The organism is Nocardioides pakistanensis (assembly GCF_054781215.1).
Genome location: NZ_BAAGUV010000073.1, coordinates 18,600 through 31,730 on the forward strand (window position 1 = coordinate 18,600; position 13,131 = coordinate 31,730).

General features: G+C 70.4%; 13 protein-coding genes and 1 tRNA gene. 6 read left to right on the forward strand and 8 right to left on the reverse strand.

Features of this window, described 5'->3' with window-relative positions:
* Positions 1-12 precede the first annotated feature (12 nt).
* Complete coding sequence (locus tag ACYVIH_RS20945) at positions 13-639, reverse strand: CoA transferase subunit B (protein WP_460871487.1); 627 nt, start codon at positions 637-639, stop codon at positions 13-15.
* A gap of 1 nt (position 640) precedes the next feature.
* Entirely contained in the window at positions 641-1,423 is a 783-nt protein-coding gene (locus ACYVIH_RS20950) for a CoA transferase subunit A (RefSeq protein WP_460871488.1), read from the reverse strand.
* Positions 1,424-1,612: 189 nt separating this feature from the next.
* Between ACYVIH_RS20950 and ACYVIH_RS20955 the strand changes: the two genes are divergently transcribed.
* Positions 1,613-2,620 carry an ArsA-related P-loop ATPase gene (locus ACYVIH_RS20955; RefSeq protein ID WP_460871489.1) on the forward strand — a complete coding sequence of 336 codons (1,008 nt, stop codon included), beginning with the start codon at positions 1,613-1,615 and terminating at the stop codon, positions 2,618-2,620.
* Between the two features lie 70 nt (positions 2,621-2,690).
* The gene (locus ACYVIH_RS20960; RefSeq protein ID WP_460871572.1) at positions 2,691-3,833 is read left to right on the forward strand and encodes an ArsA family ATPase; all 1,143 of its coding nucleotides are present in this window, start codon (positions 2,691-2,693) and stop codon (positions 3,831-3,833) included.
* 47 nt (positions 3,834-3,880) lie between these two features.
* Here the strand turns inward: ACYVIH_RS20960 and ACYVIH_RS20965 are convergent, their stop codons facing one another.
* A complete protein-coding gene (locus ACYVIH_RS20965) occupies positions 3,881-4,189 on the reverse strand; it encodes a WhiB family transcriptional regulator (protein WP_460871490.1) in 309 nt (102 codons plus the stop codon).
* Between the two features lie 355 nt (positions 4,190-4,544).
* Here ACYVIH_RS20965 and ACYVIH_RS20970 point away from each other — a divergent pair, with 355 nt between their 5' ends.
* Positions 4,545-6,950 (forward strand): transglycosylase domain-containing protein, encoded by a 2,406-nt coding sequence (locus ACYVIH_RS20970; protein ID WP_460871491.1) that lies wholly within the window; start codon positions 4,545-4,547, stop codon positions 6,948-6,950.
* Positions 6,951-7,015: 65 nt separating this feature from the next.
* On the opposite strand, the gene ACYVIH_RS20975 is transcribed toward ACYVIH_RS20970, so the two are convergent.
* Positions 7,016-7,474: a GatB/YqeY domain-containing protein gene (locus ACYVIH_RS20975; RefSeq protein WP_460871492.1), complete on the reverse strand. Its 459-nt coding sequence runs from the start codon at positions 7,472-7,474 to the stop codon at positions 7,016-7,018.
* A 26-nt stretch (positions 7,475-7,500) separates the two neighbouring features.
* Between ACYVIH_RS20975 and ACYVIH_RS20980 the strand changes: the two genes are divergently transcribed.
* Positions 7,501-8,427 carry a metallophosphoesterase gene (locus ACYVIH_RS20980; RefSeq protein ID WP_460871493.1) on the forward strand — a complete coding sequence of 309 codons (927 nt, stop codon included), beginning with the start codon at positions 7,501-7,503 and terminating at the stop codon, positions 8,425-8,427.
* Positions 8,428-8,486: 59 nt separating this feature from the next.
* A tRNA-Pro gene (locus ACYVIH_RS20985) sits at positions 8,487-8,560 on the forward strand.
* Between the two features lie 76 nt (positions 8,561-8,636).
* Here the strand turns inward: ACYVIH_RS20985 and ACYVIH_RS20990 are convergent.
* Both ACYVIH_RS20990 and ACYVIH_RS20995 read right to left on the reverse strand, forming a co-directional pair.
* Positions 8,637-9,098 carry a hemerythrin domain-containing protein gene (locus ACYVIH_RS20990; protein ID WP_460871494.1) on the reverse strand — a complete coding sequence of 154 codons (462 nt, stop codon included), beginning with the start codon at positions 9,096-9,098 and terminating at the stop codon, positions 8,637-8,639.
* Positions 9,099-9,226: 128 nt separating this feature from the next.
* Positions 9,227-9,865 carry a fasciclin domain-containing protein gene (locus ACYVIH_RS20995; RefSeq protein WP_460871495.1) on the reverse strand — a complete coding sequence of 213 codons (639 nt, stop codon included), beginning with the start codon at positions 9,863-9,865 and terminating at the stop codon, positions 9,227-9,229.
* A 123-nt stretch (positions 9,866-9,988) separates the two neighbouring features.
* On the opposite strand from ACYVIH_RS20995, the gene ACYVIH_RS21000 reads away from it, so the two are divergent.
* Positions 9,989-10,711 carry a hypothetical protein gene (locus tag ACYVIH_RS21000; RefSeq protein ID WP_460871496.1) on the forward strand — a complete coding sequence of 241 codons (723 nt, stop codon included), beginning with the start codon at positions 9,989-9,991 and terminating at the stop codon, positions 10,709-10,711.
* Here the strand turns inward: ACYVIH_RS21000 and ACYVIH_RS21005 are convergent.
* Positions 10,708-11,778, reverse strand: a complete 1,071-nt coding sequence (locus ACYVIH_RS21005; RefSeq protein WP_460871497.1) for an aspartate-semialdehyde dehydrogenase — start codon at positions 11,776-11,778, stop codon at positions 10,708-10,710. The genes ACYVIH_RS21000 and ACYVIH_RS21005 overlap by 4 nt on opposite strands.
* Positions 11,779-11,783: 5 nt before the next feature.
* Positions 11,784-13,052 (reverse strand): aspartate kinase, encoded by a 1,269-nt coding sequence (locus ACYVIH_RS21010; protein WP_460871498.1) that lies wholly within the window; start codon positions 13,050-13,052, stop codon positions 11,784-11,786.
* Positions 13,053-13,131 lie beyond the last annotated feature (79 nt).

The following is a 13,131-nucleotide window of genomic DNA, read 5'->3' on the forward strand; positions in this document are numbered from 1 at the left end:
GACGGCGCCCGCTCAGAGCAGCGGGGGTTCGGTCTTCTCCCGGATCTCCTCCTCGGTCACGCCCGGAGCGAGCTCGACGAGCTTCAGGCCGTCGGCGGTGACGTCGATGACGCCCAGGTCGGTGATGATCCGCTGGACGACGCCGCGACCGGTGTAGGGCAGCGAGCACTCGTCGACGATCTTGTACGACCCGTCCTTGGCGACGTGCTCCATCAGCACGATCACACGCTTCGCGCCGTGGACCAGGTCCATCGCACCGCCCATGCCCTTGACCATCTTGCCGGGGATCATCCAGTTGGCGATGTCACCCCCGGCCGAGACCTGCATCGCGCCGAGGATCGCGGCGTCGATCTTGCCGCCGCGGATCATCCCGAACGACGTGGCGGAGTCGAAGAACGACGCCCCGCGCCGCAGGGTGACGGTCTCCTTGCCGGCGTTGATCAGGTCGGGGTCCTCCTCGCCCTCGACGGGGTAGGCCCCGACGCCGAGGATGCCGTTCTCGGACTGCAGCACCAGCTCGACGTCGTCTGCGACGTAGTTGGGGACCAGGGTCGGCAGGCCGATGCCGAGGTTGACGTAGCTGCCGTCGGTCAGCTCCGAGGCCGCCCGGGCCGCCATCTCCTCACGCGTCCACGCCATGTCAGGCCCCTTCCCCGCGCGGCCGCACGGTCCGCTTCTCGATCTTCTTGTCCGCCGCCTGCTCGGGCGTGAGCGCGACGACGCGCTGCACGTAGACCCCCGGGGTGTGCACCTCCGCCGGGTCGATCTCGCCGGGCTCGACGAGGTGCTCGACCTCGGCGATGGTCACCCGCCCGCACATCGCGGCCAGCGGGTTGAAGTTCTGCGCGGACTGCCGGTAGACGAGGTTGCCGTGCCGGTCGCCCTTCCAGGCCCGCACCAGGCCGAAGTCCGCGACGATCGCCTGCTCGAGCACGAACTCCTTCGGTCCCTCGGCGGTCTCGAAGGTGCGCACCTCCTTCGCGGGGGAGGAGACGATCACGTTGCCCTCGGTGTCGTACTTCCACGGCAGGCCGCCCTCGGCGACCTGGGTGCCGACACCGGTGGCGGTGAAGAACGCCGGGATGCCCGAGCCGCCGGCGCGCATCCGCTCGGCGAGCGTGCCCTGCGGGGTCAGCTCGACCTCGAGCTCGCCGTGGAGGTACTGCCGCGCGAACTCCTTGTTCTCGCCGACGTAGGAGGAGATCATCCGGCGGATCCGCTTGGCGAACAGCAGCCGGCCCAGGCCCCACTCGTCGACGCCGCAGTTGTTGGAGATCGCCTCGAGCTCGTCGGCGCCCTGCTCCAAGATCGCCTCGATCAACGCTGACGGGATCCCGCACAACCCGAATCCACCTACGGCCAGCGACGAGCCGCTGCTGATGTCAGCGACTGCGTCCGCGGCGCTTGCGACGACCTTGTCCACAAGTCCTCCCTCGACGTGCCTGCACCCCCGTCGCAACGGCGGGGGGTCGGTGCTGTGATCCTAGCCACGGGCCGAGCCTGAGCGGCATGGCGGCTCGCCACACACCAGGCCTGTCCAGGTGCCGGTTTCGCACAGGTGCCGTGCCGCGACCGCCTGCCGGTGCACCCACGCGCCGCGTAGGCTCCAGGTGTGGCATCGACATCGGCGAACCAGGCCAGCTGGGACGACGTGCTGCTGCACGTGGTCACCGGCAAGGGCGGCACCGGGAAGACGACCGTGGCGGCCTCGCTCGCCCTCGCCCTCGCCTCCCGCGGCAAGACGGTGCTGCTTGCCGAGGTGGAGGGCCGTCAGGGCATCGCCCAGCTGTTCGACGTACCTCCGCTCCCCTACGAGGAGACCCGGATCGCCAGCGGCCCCGACGACGGCGGCGACCTCTACGCGCTGGCGATCGACGCCGAGTCCGCGCTGCTGGAGTACCTCGACATGTACTACCGGCTCGGCCGCGCCGGCCGCGCGCTCGACAAGTTCGGCGTGATCGACTTCGCGACGACGATCGCGCCCGGCGTGCGCGACGTACTCCTCACCGGCAAGGTCTACGAGGCCGCCTACCGCAACAAGCGCGGCAAGAACGACCGCCAGTACGACGCCATCGTGCTCGACGCACCCCCCACGGGGCGGATCGCTCAGTTCCTCAACGTGAACAGCGAGCTGGCCGGCCTGGCGAAGGTCGGACCGATCCGCAGCCAGGCCGACTCGATCATGACCCTGCTGCGCTCGCCCCGGACCAAGGTGCACCTGACCACGGTCCTGGAGGACATGCCGGTGCAGGAGACCGCCGACGGGATCGCCGAGCTGCGGGCAGGCGACCTTCCCGTGGGCGCGGTGATCGTGAACATGGTCCGTGCCGACGACCTGGGTGAGGAGGCCCGCCGTCAGGCGCTGGCCGGCGACCTGCCGCGGGACCAGGTCGAGAAGAACCTCGACCGGGCCGGGGTCGCCGCGACGCCGGAGGTCGTCGACGGCCTGTTCGTCGAGGCCCGCGAGCACGCCGAGCGCCGGGCGTTGGAGGACGAGCAGCGCGAGCGGATCGCCGAGCTCGGGCTGCCGACGTACGAGCTGCCCCGCCTCGCCGACGGGATCGACCTGGGTGGGCTCTACGAGCTCGCCGCCGACCTGTGCGAGCAGAGGCTGGCATGAACGGGACCCACCGGAGCGCAGAGGAGGGCATGTGAGCACCCGAGGCCGGTCCACCCGGCGCGTCGGCCCGCTGGCCGCGAAGCCGGAGGAGGCCCCCCGGCTCGACGTCGACGAGCTCCTCGACGACCCGAGGACCCGGATCGTCGTGTGCACCGGGTCAGGCGGCGTCGGCAAGACCACGACCTCGGCTGCGTTCGCGCTGCGCGCCGCGGAGCGGGGCCGCAAGGTGGTCGTGCTCACCATCGACCCGGCCCGCCGGCTGGCACAGTCGATGGGCATCGAGAAGCTCGACAACACCCCGCGGCCGGTCCCGGGCGTCACCGGCACCGGCACCCTCGACGCGATGATGCTGGACATGAAGCGGACCTTCGACGAGGTCGTGGAGAGCCAGGCCAGCCCCGAGAAGGCCGCGCAGATCCTGGCGAACCCCTTCTACCAGGTGCTCTCGAGCTCCTTCGCCGGCACGCAGGAGTACATGGCGATGGAGAAGCTCGGCCAGCTGCACAAGGACGCGGTGAGGACCGGCAAGTGGGACCTGATCGTGGTCGACACCCCGCCGTCGCGGTCCGCGCTGGACTTCCTCGACGCCCCCGAGCGGCTCTCGAGCTTCCTCGACGGCCGGTTCATCCGGATCCTGCTCGCCCCCGCGCGAGGTCCGGCACGGTTGATGACCGCAGGGCTGTCGGTGATCACCAACGCGCTGACGAAGGTCCTCGGTGCCCAGATCCTGCGGGACATGCAGACGTTCGTCGCCGCGATGGACACGATGTTCGGCGGGTTCCGCGCCCGGGCCCAGCAGACGTTCGCGCTGCTGCAGGCGTCGGGTACGGCGTTCGTGGTGGTCGCAGCTCCGGAGCCGGACGCGTTGCGGGAGGCGGCGTACTTCGTCGAGCGGCTCGCCGGCGAACGCATGCCACTGGCCGGGCTCGTGGTGAACCGGGCCGGCCGGGTCACCGAGAGCGGCCTGTCCGCCGACCAGGCCGTGGCGGCCGCGGAACGGCTGGAGGAGGCCGGCGAGAGCTCGGCCGCCCTGACCGCCGGGCTGTTGCGCCTGCACGCGGACCGGCTGCGCATCGTGGCACGTGAGTCACACCTGCGGCAGCGGTTCAGCGCCGCACACCCGCACGTGCCGACGGCGGTGGTGCCGGCGCTGTCCACCGACGTGCACGACCTCGACGGGCTGCGGCAGGTCGGCGACCTGCTCGCGGGCTGAGCCCGCGCCCGGCCGTCCTGGGGCGGGTGTGCCGCGCGACTCTCGGCTCAGGCGCTGACGGAGATCCGGGTCCCGGTGCCGGCGACGTGGTCGGCCTTGGCGGTCTCGAGCAGCAGCCGCCAGGACGTGACGTTGGGCCGCTTGCGGAGCAGCGCCCGGCGCTCACGCTCGGTCATGCCGCCCCACACGCCCCACTCGATCTGGTTGTCGAGGGCCTCGGCCAGGCACTCGGTGCGTACCGGGCAGCCGGCACACAGCTGCTTGGCCCGGTTCTGGGCCGCGCCGCGCACGAAGAGCTCGTCAGGCTTGGTCTGGTTGCACAGAGCCTGAGTGGCCCAGTCCTCGTTCCATGTCATGGTCGCGTCCCTCCGAGATGCGTTCCGCCCGCTTCCCCTGCGGACGGGTGAGTCAACCCTCACCCCAAAGTTAAGAGCGGCGGGCGGGTGCGAAACAGACACAGAGGGAGCAACTTCGCATAGTCCGAAATAACTACTCGCCGAGGCCGAAGGACCTCTCAAGTCACAGGAGTCGCGTGGAACCGCGGTACGTCGACCATGCCGCACGCGGCCTTCCGGAGGCCATGGTCACGGGCTAGTTCCTTCGGGTCATTCCGGCGGCGCTGTGGCCCGACACGCCCTTGTCGAAACGCGTGATTTCCGCGCTGATTTCGGCTAGGAGGGCCTGTCGGCGCGGTCCCGTACCCTTGGAGCCATGTCTGCACGTGGAGACAACGGTCTCGGGCTCGCCAACGTCCTCTCCCACCTCGGTGTCATGGCCGCGGTGTCGGCTGTCATGGGCCTGCTCGTGGCCGGGCTCGTGATCCCGTTCGCCGGGGTGGCCGGCCTGGCCGCCGGCAACGTGGCCGAGAGCATGGACAACCTGCCGGCCGACCTCGAGGCCGAACCCCTCGCCGAGCGCACCCGCGTGCTGGCCCGTGACGGCAGCGTGCTGGCGACGTTCTACGACGAGAACCGGGTCAACGTCTCCCTCGACGACGTCTCCCCCACGATGCAGAAGGCGATCATCGCCATCGAGGACTACCGCTTCTACGAGCACGGCGCGCTCGACCTGAAGGGCACGCTTCGCGCGTTCATCACCAACCAGGCCAGCAACGGCGTGGTGCAGGGCGGCTCGTCGATCACCCAGCAGATGGTGAAGATGACGTTGGTCAACCAGGCCGAGACCAAGGCCGAGGTCGCAGCCGCCACCGCCGACACCTACGAGCGCAAGATCAACGAGCTGCGCTACGCGATCGCCTTCGAGGAGAAGTACTCCAAGGACTGGATCCTCGAGCGCTACCTCAACATCGCCTACTTCGGCGACGGCGCCTACGGCATCGAGGCCGCGGCCCGGCACTACTTCTCCAAGAGCGCCAAGAAGCTGAACCTGCGCGAGTCCGCGTTGCTCGCCGGGCTGGTGAAGAACCCCACCGCCTACGACCCCACCAACGACCCCGACGAGGCAAAGCAGCGCCGCGACGTGGTCCTCGCCCGGATGGCCCAGCTCAACGTGATCACCGACGGCGAGGCCGAGAAGGTGCAGGCCAAGGGCCTTGGCCTCAAGATCACCCCCTCCCGCAACGGCTGTGTCTCGTCGATCGCGCCGTTCTTCTGCGACTACACCCAGCAGTACCTCCTCGCCGACGAGGACCTCGGCCGCACCGTCGAGGAGCGCTCGAAGCTGCTCACCTCCGGCGGCCTGACGATCAAGACCACGATCGACCCCCGCTTCCAGCAGGCCGCCGACGAGTCGGTCCGCAACCACGTCTACCCCACCGACCAGGCCATCGGCGGGCTGGCGATGGTCGTCCCGCGCAGCGGCGAGGTCCGCGCGCTGGCCCAGTCCCGGCCGATGGGCCGCAACAAGAAGAAGGGCGAGACCTTCCTCAACTACGTCGTGCCCGCGCAGTACGGCGACGCCAACGGCTTCCAGGCCGGCTCGACGTTCAAGGCGTTCGTGCTCGCCGCCGCGATCAAGCAGGGCATCTCGCTGTCCACGCAGATCAGCTCTCCCGACACGGTTTCGCTGCCGATCAGCAGCTTCCGCCGCTGTGACGGGCCGATCCAGAGCACCGAGAACTGGACCCCGTCGAACTCGACCGGGTCGGGCACCTTCGACCTCTACACCGGCACCCAGAAGTCGGTGAACACCTTCTTCGCCCAGCTCGAGCAGCGCACCGGTCTGTGCGACCCGGTGAAGCTCGCCCGGTCGATGGGCGTCGACGTGCCCGAGGAGCAGGTCTACCCGCCGTTCACGCTCGGCGTGACCAACACCGACCCGCTGACCATGGCCGGTGCCTACGCCACGTTCGCCGGCCGCGGCCTGTTCTGCGAGCCCCGCCCGGTCACCGAGATCCTCAACAGCAAGGGCAAGCTGCTCAAGGAGTACCCCAAGACCTGCAAGCAGGTGATGCCGCGCGCGGTCGCCGACGCCGTCAACGACGTCCTGCGCGGCGTCCAGGAGCCCGGCGGGTTCGGCTACAACGCCGGCCTGGGGCTCAGCCAGCCGTCGGCGGGCAAGACCGGCACGATCAACGAGAACATGGCCGTCTGGTTCATGGGCTACACGCCCAACCTGGCCACCGCGTCGATGATCGCCGGCGCCAACAGCAAGGGCGAGTGGGTCTCCCTCAACGGCCAGGTCGTCGGCGGCTCCTACATCAGCCGGGCGGCCGGCAGCACCAACGCCGGCCCGATGTGGGGCGACGCGATGAAGGTCGTCCAGCAGTGGCTGCCCGACAAGGACTTCAGCTCCCCCGACCCGACGACGATCAAGGGCAAGACCGTCACCGTGCCGAGCGTCTACGGCTACTCCCCGGAGGACGCTGCCCGGGTGCTGCGTGAGGCGGGCCTGACCCCGGTGATCGGGCCGATGGTCTCCTCCAGCAGCCCCTACGGCACCGTGGCCTACCTCAGCCCCGGCTCCGGCTCGTCGATCGGCTCCGGGAGCACCGTCACGATCTACATCTCCGACGGCACGCCGTACGTCCCGCCGCAGCCGGAACCGCAGCCGGACCAGAACAACGGCGGCGGCGGAAACGACCGGCCCGGCGACGGCAACAACGGCGGCGGGAACGACCGGCCCGGCCGTGGCGGCGGTGGCGGCGGCCGCGACTAGCGCGACGAGCCGGCGGAGCGGCGGGGTCGGTCAACCGAGCTGACCCGGGTGGTGGCCCGGCCGGGTCAGCTGAGCTGGCGGCGGACCTCGGCGGCGACGGCGGCGCCGTCGGCGCGACCCTTCACCTGCGAGCTGATCGCGCCCATGACCTTGCCCATGGCGCGCATCCCCTCCTCGCGGGCGCCTGTCTGCGCGATCGCGGAGGTGACCAGGTCGGCGATCTCGGCCTCGGTGAGCGGCTCCGGCAGGTAGTCGGCGAGCACCTCGGCCTCGGCGCGCTCCTTGGCCGCCATCTCGGTGCGGCCGGCCTCCTCGAACGCCTCGGCGGCCTCGCGCCGCTTCTTGGCCTCGCTGCTCAGGACCGCGACGACGTCCTCGTCGGAGAGCTCGCGGCTCTCCTTGCCCGCCACCTCGGCGTTGGTGACGGCGGTGAGAACCATCCGCAGCGTGGACGAGCGGAGCTCGTCGCGGGCCTTGATGGCCGTGGTGAGGTCGGCACGGAGACGGTCCTTGAGAGCACTCATGACCACCATTGTGGCAGCCTTGCAGGGTGCCATCCTCCTCGAGCAACCTGACCCGCGCGCTGGTCGTCGGCGCCCTCGCGGGGTTGGGAGGCCTCGGCTACGCCGCGGGCTACGAGGTGCGCGCCTACACCCTTCGTCGCGTGGAGATGCCGGTGCTGCCGCCGGGGAGCCCGCCGGTGAAGGTCCTGCACCTCAGCGACCTGCACATGACGCCGGGCCAGCACAGGAAGCAGCGCTGGCTGCGTTCGCTGGCCGACCTCGAGCCGGACCTCGTGGTCAACACCGGCGACAACCTCGCGCACCTGGAGTCGGTGCCCGTCGTACTCGATGCGCTCGGCGACCTGCTCGACGTCCCCGGCGTGTTCGTGATGGGCTCCAACGACTACTTCGCTCCCTCGGGGCGCAACCCGGTGCGCTACCTGCTGCCCGACGACGGCCGCCGGGTCACCTACACACCGAAGCTGCCGTGGGGCGAGCTGCGCGACGGCTTCGAGGCCGGCGGCTGGGTGGACCTGTCGAACCGGCGCGACGTGCTCGAGGTCGCCGGCCTGCGGCTCGCGTTCGCCGGTGTCGACGACCCCCACCTGGAGTACGACGATCTCCCGGCCGTCGCGGGGACCGCCGACCCGGCTGCCGACCTGAGGATCGGCGTGACCCACGCCCCGTACCTTCGGGTCCTCGACGCATTCGCCCGCGACGGCTACGAGACGATCTTCGCCGGCCACACCCACGGCGGGCAGCTGTGCCTGCCCGGCCTCGGCGCGCTGGTGACCAACTGCGACCTCGAGCCGGCCAGGGCCAAGGGCCTGCACCGGCATCCGGCCGGCTCACGACCCGGGGACCCGGGCAGCTCCTGGCTGCACGTGTCCGCGGGACTCGGCACGTCGCCGTACGCCCCGGTGCGCTTCGCCTGCCGTCCGGAGGCGTCGCTGGTCACGCTCACCGCCCGGTAGCCGGGCCGGTTTCGTGACAGCACTGCTGCTCGGGTAGACTCCCCACGCCGCGAGGCAATCGGGCTGTGGCGCAGTTTGGTAGCGCGCGTCGTTCGGGACGACGAGGCCGCAGGTTCAAATCCTGTCAGCCCGACTTGGTGGTCTCGCGAAGAGATCAGAAGCCGGGTGGACCCAGTGGGTCCACCCGGCTTCGTCGTACCTGCCAGGGTCTACGCCTGGGCGCAGACCCAGCCCTGCGGCATGCTGCCGTTCCCGATGAGCTCACCGAGCTCGTCGCGCGCCTCCTCGGAGAGCACCGAGTCACCCTGCGGGTAGATGATCGGCTCCTCCTTGGCGTTGTGGGCGCCGAGCAGGTGCACCAGCTCGTCACAGTGCTCTCGGACCCGGTCCGGCTCGCGACCGGGGTCCAGCGCCTCGATCGCGTCCAGGGTCCGCCAGATCTCACCGTGCTCCCGGAGCATGACGAGGACCGGCGCGAGCATCCCCGCGGCCCGCAGCGGTGGGAAGAGGAACTCCTCCTCGAGGTAGATGTGACGCCGGAGCGCCCCCACGGCCCGGGTCAGGGCGGACACGCGCGTCTCCCCGCGGGCGAGGCCCTCGAGGAAGGCCTCGATCCCGGAGTCGATCTCGTGGTGCTCGTTCTCCAGCAGGGTGGAGAGACTCTGGTCCATGTCGGTTGCCTCCTCGCGGCATTATCCACCCGGACCCCACCAAGGGCACCAGCCCAGGGCAGCCGCGCTCCGTGAGCGAGAGCCCGGAACACGTCGGGCGTTCCGGGCTCTCGCTCTTCACCCGCCGCTCACAGGTCGATCGGACGCAACACCTGGCTGACGCCGTGGATGATCTGACGGTTGCCCTGGTTGATGTTCCTCAGCCAGGGCTGGACCCGGGCGTTGGGGTCGTTGCGGTCGGTGTCGACGAGGAACACGTGACCGTGACGGACCCGCACCGTCAGCTCCGCGCCGTCCAGGGCGGTCGCCAGCTCGGCCCCGTTCGCCGCCTTTGCCTGGCGGTAGCCGATCGTGGCTCCGGGCACGACGTGGTAGAGCAGCACCGACTCGATCGTGTCGATGCCCGCCGCGGCGGCGAGCGTGTTGAAGACCCGGCGCTCCATCGCGTAACGGGTGCCGGTGAGGTCCTCGACAAGACGACGGAAGGCGCCGTCGGTGGGCGCGAAGACCGTCAACCGGGTGCGCCCCTGGGCGAGTACGGCGACGGGGCTGTCGGGCTTGGCCTCCAGCACGGCCTCGACCGCGCTCTCGAGGATGTCGAAGTCGCGGGCGGTTCGGTCGAACCCGCTGTCGGCGGCGAGTACGGCGGCGGCACTTCGGTTCCCCGGTGCCGGTCGTTCGGCGCCCTGGGCGGATGCCGGGACGGCCGCGAGGCCGGCACCGAGCACGAGGGCGGTGATGGTGGAGCTGAGACGTCGCAGGTGCATGGGGTTCCCTCCCTTGTCGGAACGACTCGTGGCTGGTTGCCACGACCTGCGTTCGCCTCGCGTGCAGGGCCGGATGGGTCGCGACGTCCACCTGACCAGACCGGCGTCTGGCAGACTCTGGCCATGGTTCCGAACCTCGGGGATGAGAAGAACGAGCCTTCGCTCGAGCTGCCTTCGCTGAGGCTCCCCGGCCTCGGCCGCCGGAAGAAGACCCGCGAGGCGACTGCGGAGCCGCAGGCACCGGCGGAGCCGCGGGAGGACACCACCCCGCCGGAGGTACCGGTCGGCGAACCGACACCCGCACCCGAGCCGGAGCCGGTTCCCGAACCGACGCCCGTGCCCGTCCCCGAGCCTGAGCGCGGGCGCGTGGCCGAGCCAGCCGAGCCCGTGACCACGCCCGAACGTGCCCGGCGCCGCGCCTCGCGACCAGCCACCCTTTCAGCGCCCACGATCCCGGGGCGACTCGCGGCAGGTCTCACCGGGCTGCTGGTCGGCGGTGCCGGCGCCGCGGCAACCTACGGCGCGATGGAGGGGTGCGAGGAGGTCCGCGGGGTCAGCACCTGCGGCGGTGCCCCGGGCTTCTTCATCCTGGTCGCGATCGTCGTGCTGATGGTGCTGCTCGGCAGCGTGATCCTCAAGGCGCTCAGGGTCGCCGACACCGCGAGCACGAGCTTCCTGGCGGTCGGGATCGTGACCGTGGTCGTGATGCTCACCCTGCTCGACGAGATCTTCTCGCCGTGGATGTTCGCGGTCATCCCGGTGCTCACCGCGGCGGCCTACGTGCTCGCGCACTGGGTGACCACGCGCTTCGAGCACGAGGACACCGGCCGCCGCGACTGGACCTAGCCAGCCAGCTCCTTGGCGATCAGCTCGGCGATCTGGGCGGTGTTCAGCGCCGCGCCCTTGCGGAGGTTGTCCCCGCACACGAACATCTCGAGCGTGTTGGGGAAGTCCAGCGCCTGACGGATTCGGCCGACGAACGTCGGGTCGGCTCCCACCACGTCGGCCGGCGTGGGGAAGTTGCCGCTCTCGGCGTCGTCCATCACGACCACCGACGGCGCCTGCACCAGGATCTGGCGGGCCTCCTCGACACTGACCTGCTGCTCGAACGTCGCGTGCACCGCGAGCGAGTGCGTGGTCACCACCGGCACCCGGACACACGTGGCGGAGACCTTGAGGTCGGGCAGTCCGAGGATCTTGCGCGACTCGTTGCGGACCTTCAGCTCCTCGCTGGTCCACCCCCCGTCGCGCGCCGAGCCCGCCCAGGGCACGACGTTGAGCGCCAGCGGCGCGGGGAACGGCGAGTCGTCGCCGAGCTTGTCGTCGATCGCGCGGCGGACGTCACCGGCCACGGTGCCGAGGCTGCGGTCCCCCGCGACGACCTCGAGCTCGTCGTACAGCCGGTCGACGCCGGGCTGACCCGCACCGGAGGCGGCCTGGTAGGAGGCGACCACCAGCGAGGTCAGGCTCCAGCGCGCGTGCAGCGCACCGATCGCGTCCATCATGGTCAGCGTCGTGCAGTTGGGGTTGGAGATGATCCCGCGCGGACGGTTGCGGACCGCGTCGGGGTTCACCTCGGGCACGACGAGCGGCACGTCGGGGTCCATCCGGAACGCACCGGAGTTGTCGACGGCGACCGCGCCCTTGGCGGCCGCGATCGGCGCCCACTCCGCGGAGACCTCGTCGGGTACGTCGAACATCGCGACGTCGACGCCCTCGAACGCCTTCTCCGACAGCGCCTGGACGGTGACCTCCTCGCCGCGCACACGCAGCTTCTTGCCCGCTGAGCGCGGCGACGCGATCAGTCGGATCTCGCCCCAGACGTCCTCGCGCTGGGAGAGGATGCCGAGCATCACGGTGCCGACGGCGCCGGTCGCGCCGACGACGGCCAGGGTGGGTTTGCGGTTGCTCATCTGGTTCACCGTCCGGTTCCGCCGTAGACGACTGCCTCGACCTCGTCGGAGTCCAGGTCGAAGGCGGTGTGGGCCGCGGTCACCGCGTCGTCGACCTGCGACTCGTCGACGATGACCGAGATCCGGATCTCCGAGGTGGAGATCATCTCGATGTTGACCCCGGCGTTGGCCAGCGCCGCGAAGAACTGCGCGGTGATGCCGGGGTGGGAGCGCATGCCGGCGCCGATCAGCGAGACCTTGCCGATGCGGTCGTCGTACAGCAGGGAGTCGTAGCCGACGACGTCCTTGAGCTGCGCGAGCGCGGACATCGCCTGCTGCCCGTCGGCGCGGGGCAGGGTGAAGGAGATGTCGGTGAGGTTCGTCGCGGCGGCGGAGACGTTCTGGACCACCATGTCGAGGTTGATCTGCGCGTCGGCGAGCGCCTCGAAGATCCGGGCCGCCTCACCGACCTTGTCCGGCACGCCGACCACGGTGATCTTGGCCTCGCTCCGGTCGTGCGCAACCCCCGCGATGATGGCCTGCTCCATGTTGTCCACCTCTGTGTCGTCGGTGATCCAGGTGCCGGTCTTCTTGCTGAACGACGACCGCACGTGGATGGGCATCTGGTACCGGCGGGCGTACTCCACGCACCGCAGGTGAAGGATCTTGGCGCCGCTGGCGGCCATCTCGAGCATCTCCTCGTAGGAGATCCGGTCGCGCTTGCGCGCGGAGGAGACGATCCGCGGGTCGGCGGTGAAGACACCGTCGACGTCGCTGTAGATCTCGCAGACCTCGGCGTTCAGCGCCGCGGCAAGGGCGACGGCCGTGGTGTCGGAGCCGCCGCGGCCGAGCGTGGTGATGTCCTTGGTGTCCTGGCTGACGCCCTGGAAGCCCGCGACGATCGCGATCGCGCCGGCGGCGAGGGCCTTCTCTATCCGGCCGGGCGTGACGTCGATGATCTTCGCCTTGCCGTGGGCGCTGTCGGTGATCACGCCGGCCTGGCTGCCGGTGAACGACTGCGCCTCCTGGCCGAGGTTGCCGATCGCCATCGCGAGCAGCGCCATCGAGATCCGCTCACCCGCGGTGAGCAGCATGTCGAGCTCGCGGCCCGCAGGGAGCGGGGAGACCTGCTGGGCGAGGTCGATCAGCTCGTCGGTGGTGTCCCCCATCGCCGAGACCACCACGACCACGTCGTGACCGGCGCGCTTGGCCTCCACGATGCGCTGTGCCACACGCTTGATGCCTGCGGCGTCGGCAACGGAGGAGCCGCCGTACTTCTGCACGACAATGCCCACGGTTCTCCTCAGGAATGGTCGAGATCTGGTCGGGGGGGACGCCCCTGATTCTACTGGCCGAGTCGTCTCGCCCCGACCG

What these genes read in the sequence shown, in the direction of transcription:
- ACYVIH_RS20945 (WP_460871487.1), bottom strand. Translation starts at nt 639, where the DNA reads ATGGCGTGGACGCGTGAGGAGATGGCGGCCCGGGCGGCCTCGGAGCTG.
- ACYVIH_RS20965 (WP_460871490.1), bottom strand. Translation starts at nt 4,189, where the DNA reads ATGACATGGAACGAGGACTGGGCCACTCAGGCTCTGTGCAACCAGACC.
- ACYVIH_RS20970 (WP_460871491.1), top strand. Translation starts at nt 4,545, where the DNA reads ATGTCTGCACGTGGAGACAACGGTCTCGGGCTCGCCAACGTCCTCTCC.
- ACYVIH_RS20975 (WP_460871492.1), bottom strand. Translation starts at nt 7,474, where the DNA reads ATGAGTGCTCTCAAGGACCGTCTCCGTGCCGACCTCACCACGGCCATC.
- ACYVIH_RS20990 (WP_460871494.1), bottom strand. Translation starts at nt 9,098, where the DNA reads ATGGACCAGAGTCTCTCCACCCTGCTGGAGAACGAGCACCACGAGATC.
- ACYVIH_RS20995 (WP_460871495.1), bottom strand. Translation starts at nt 9,865, where the DNA reads ATGCACCTGCGACGTCTCAGCTCCACCATCACCGCCCTCGTGCTCGGT.
- ACYVIH_RS21000 (WP_460871496.1), top strand. Translation starts at nt 9,989, where the DNA reads ATGGTTCCGAACCTCGGGGATGAGAAGAACGAGCCTTCGCTCGAGCTG.
- ACYVIH_RS21005 (WP_460871497.1), bottom strand. Translation starts at nt 11,778, where the DNA reads ATGAGCAACCGCAAACCCACCCTGGCCGTCGTCGGCGCGACCGGCGCC.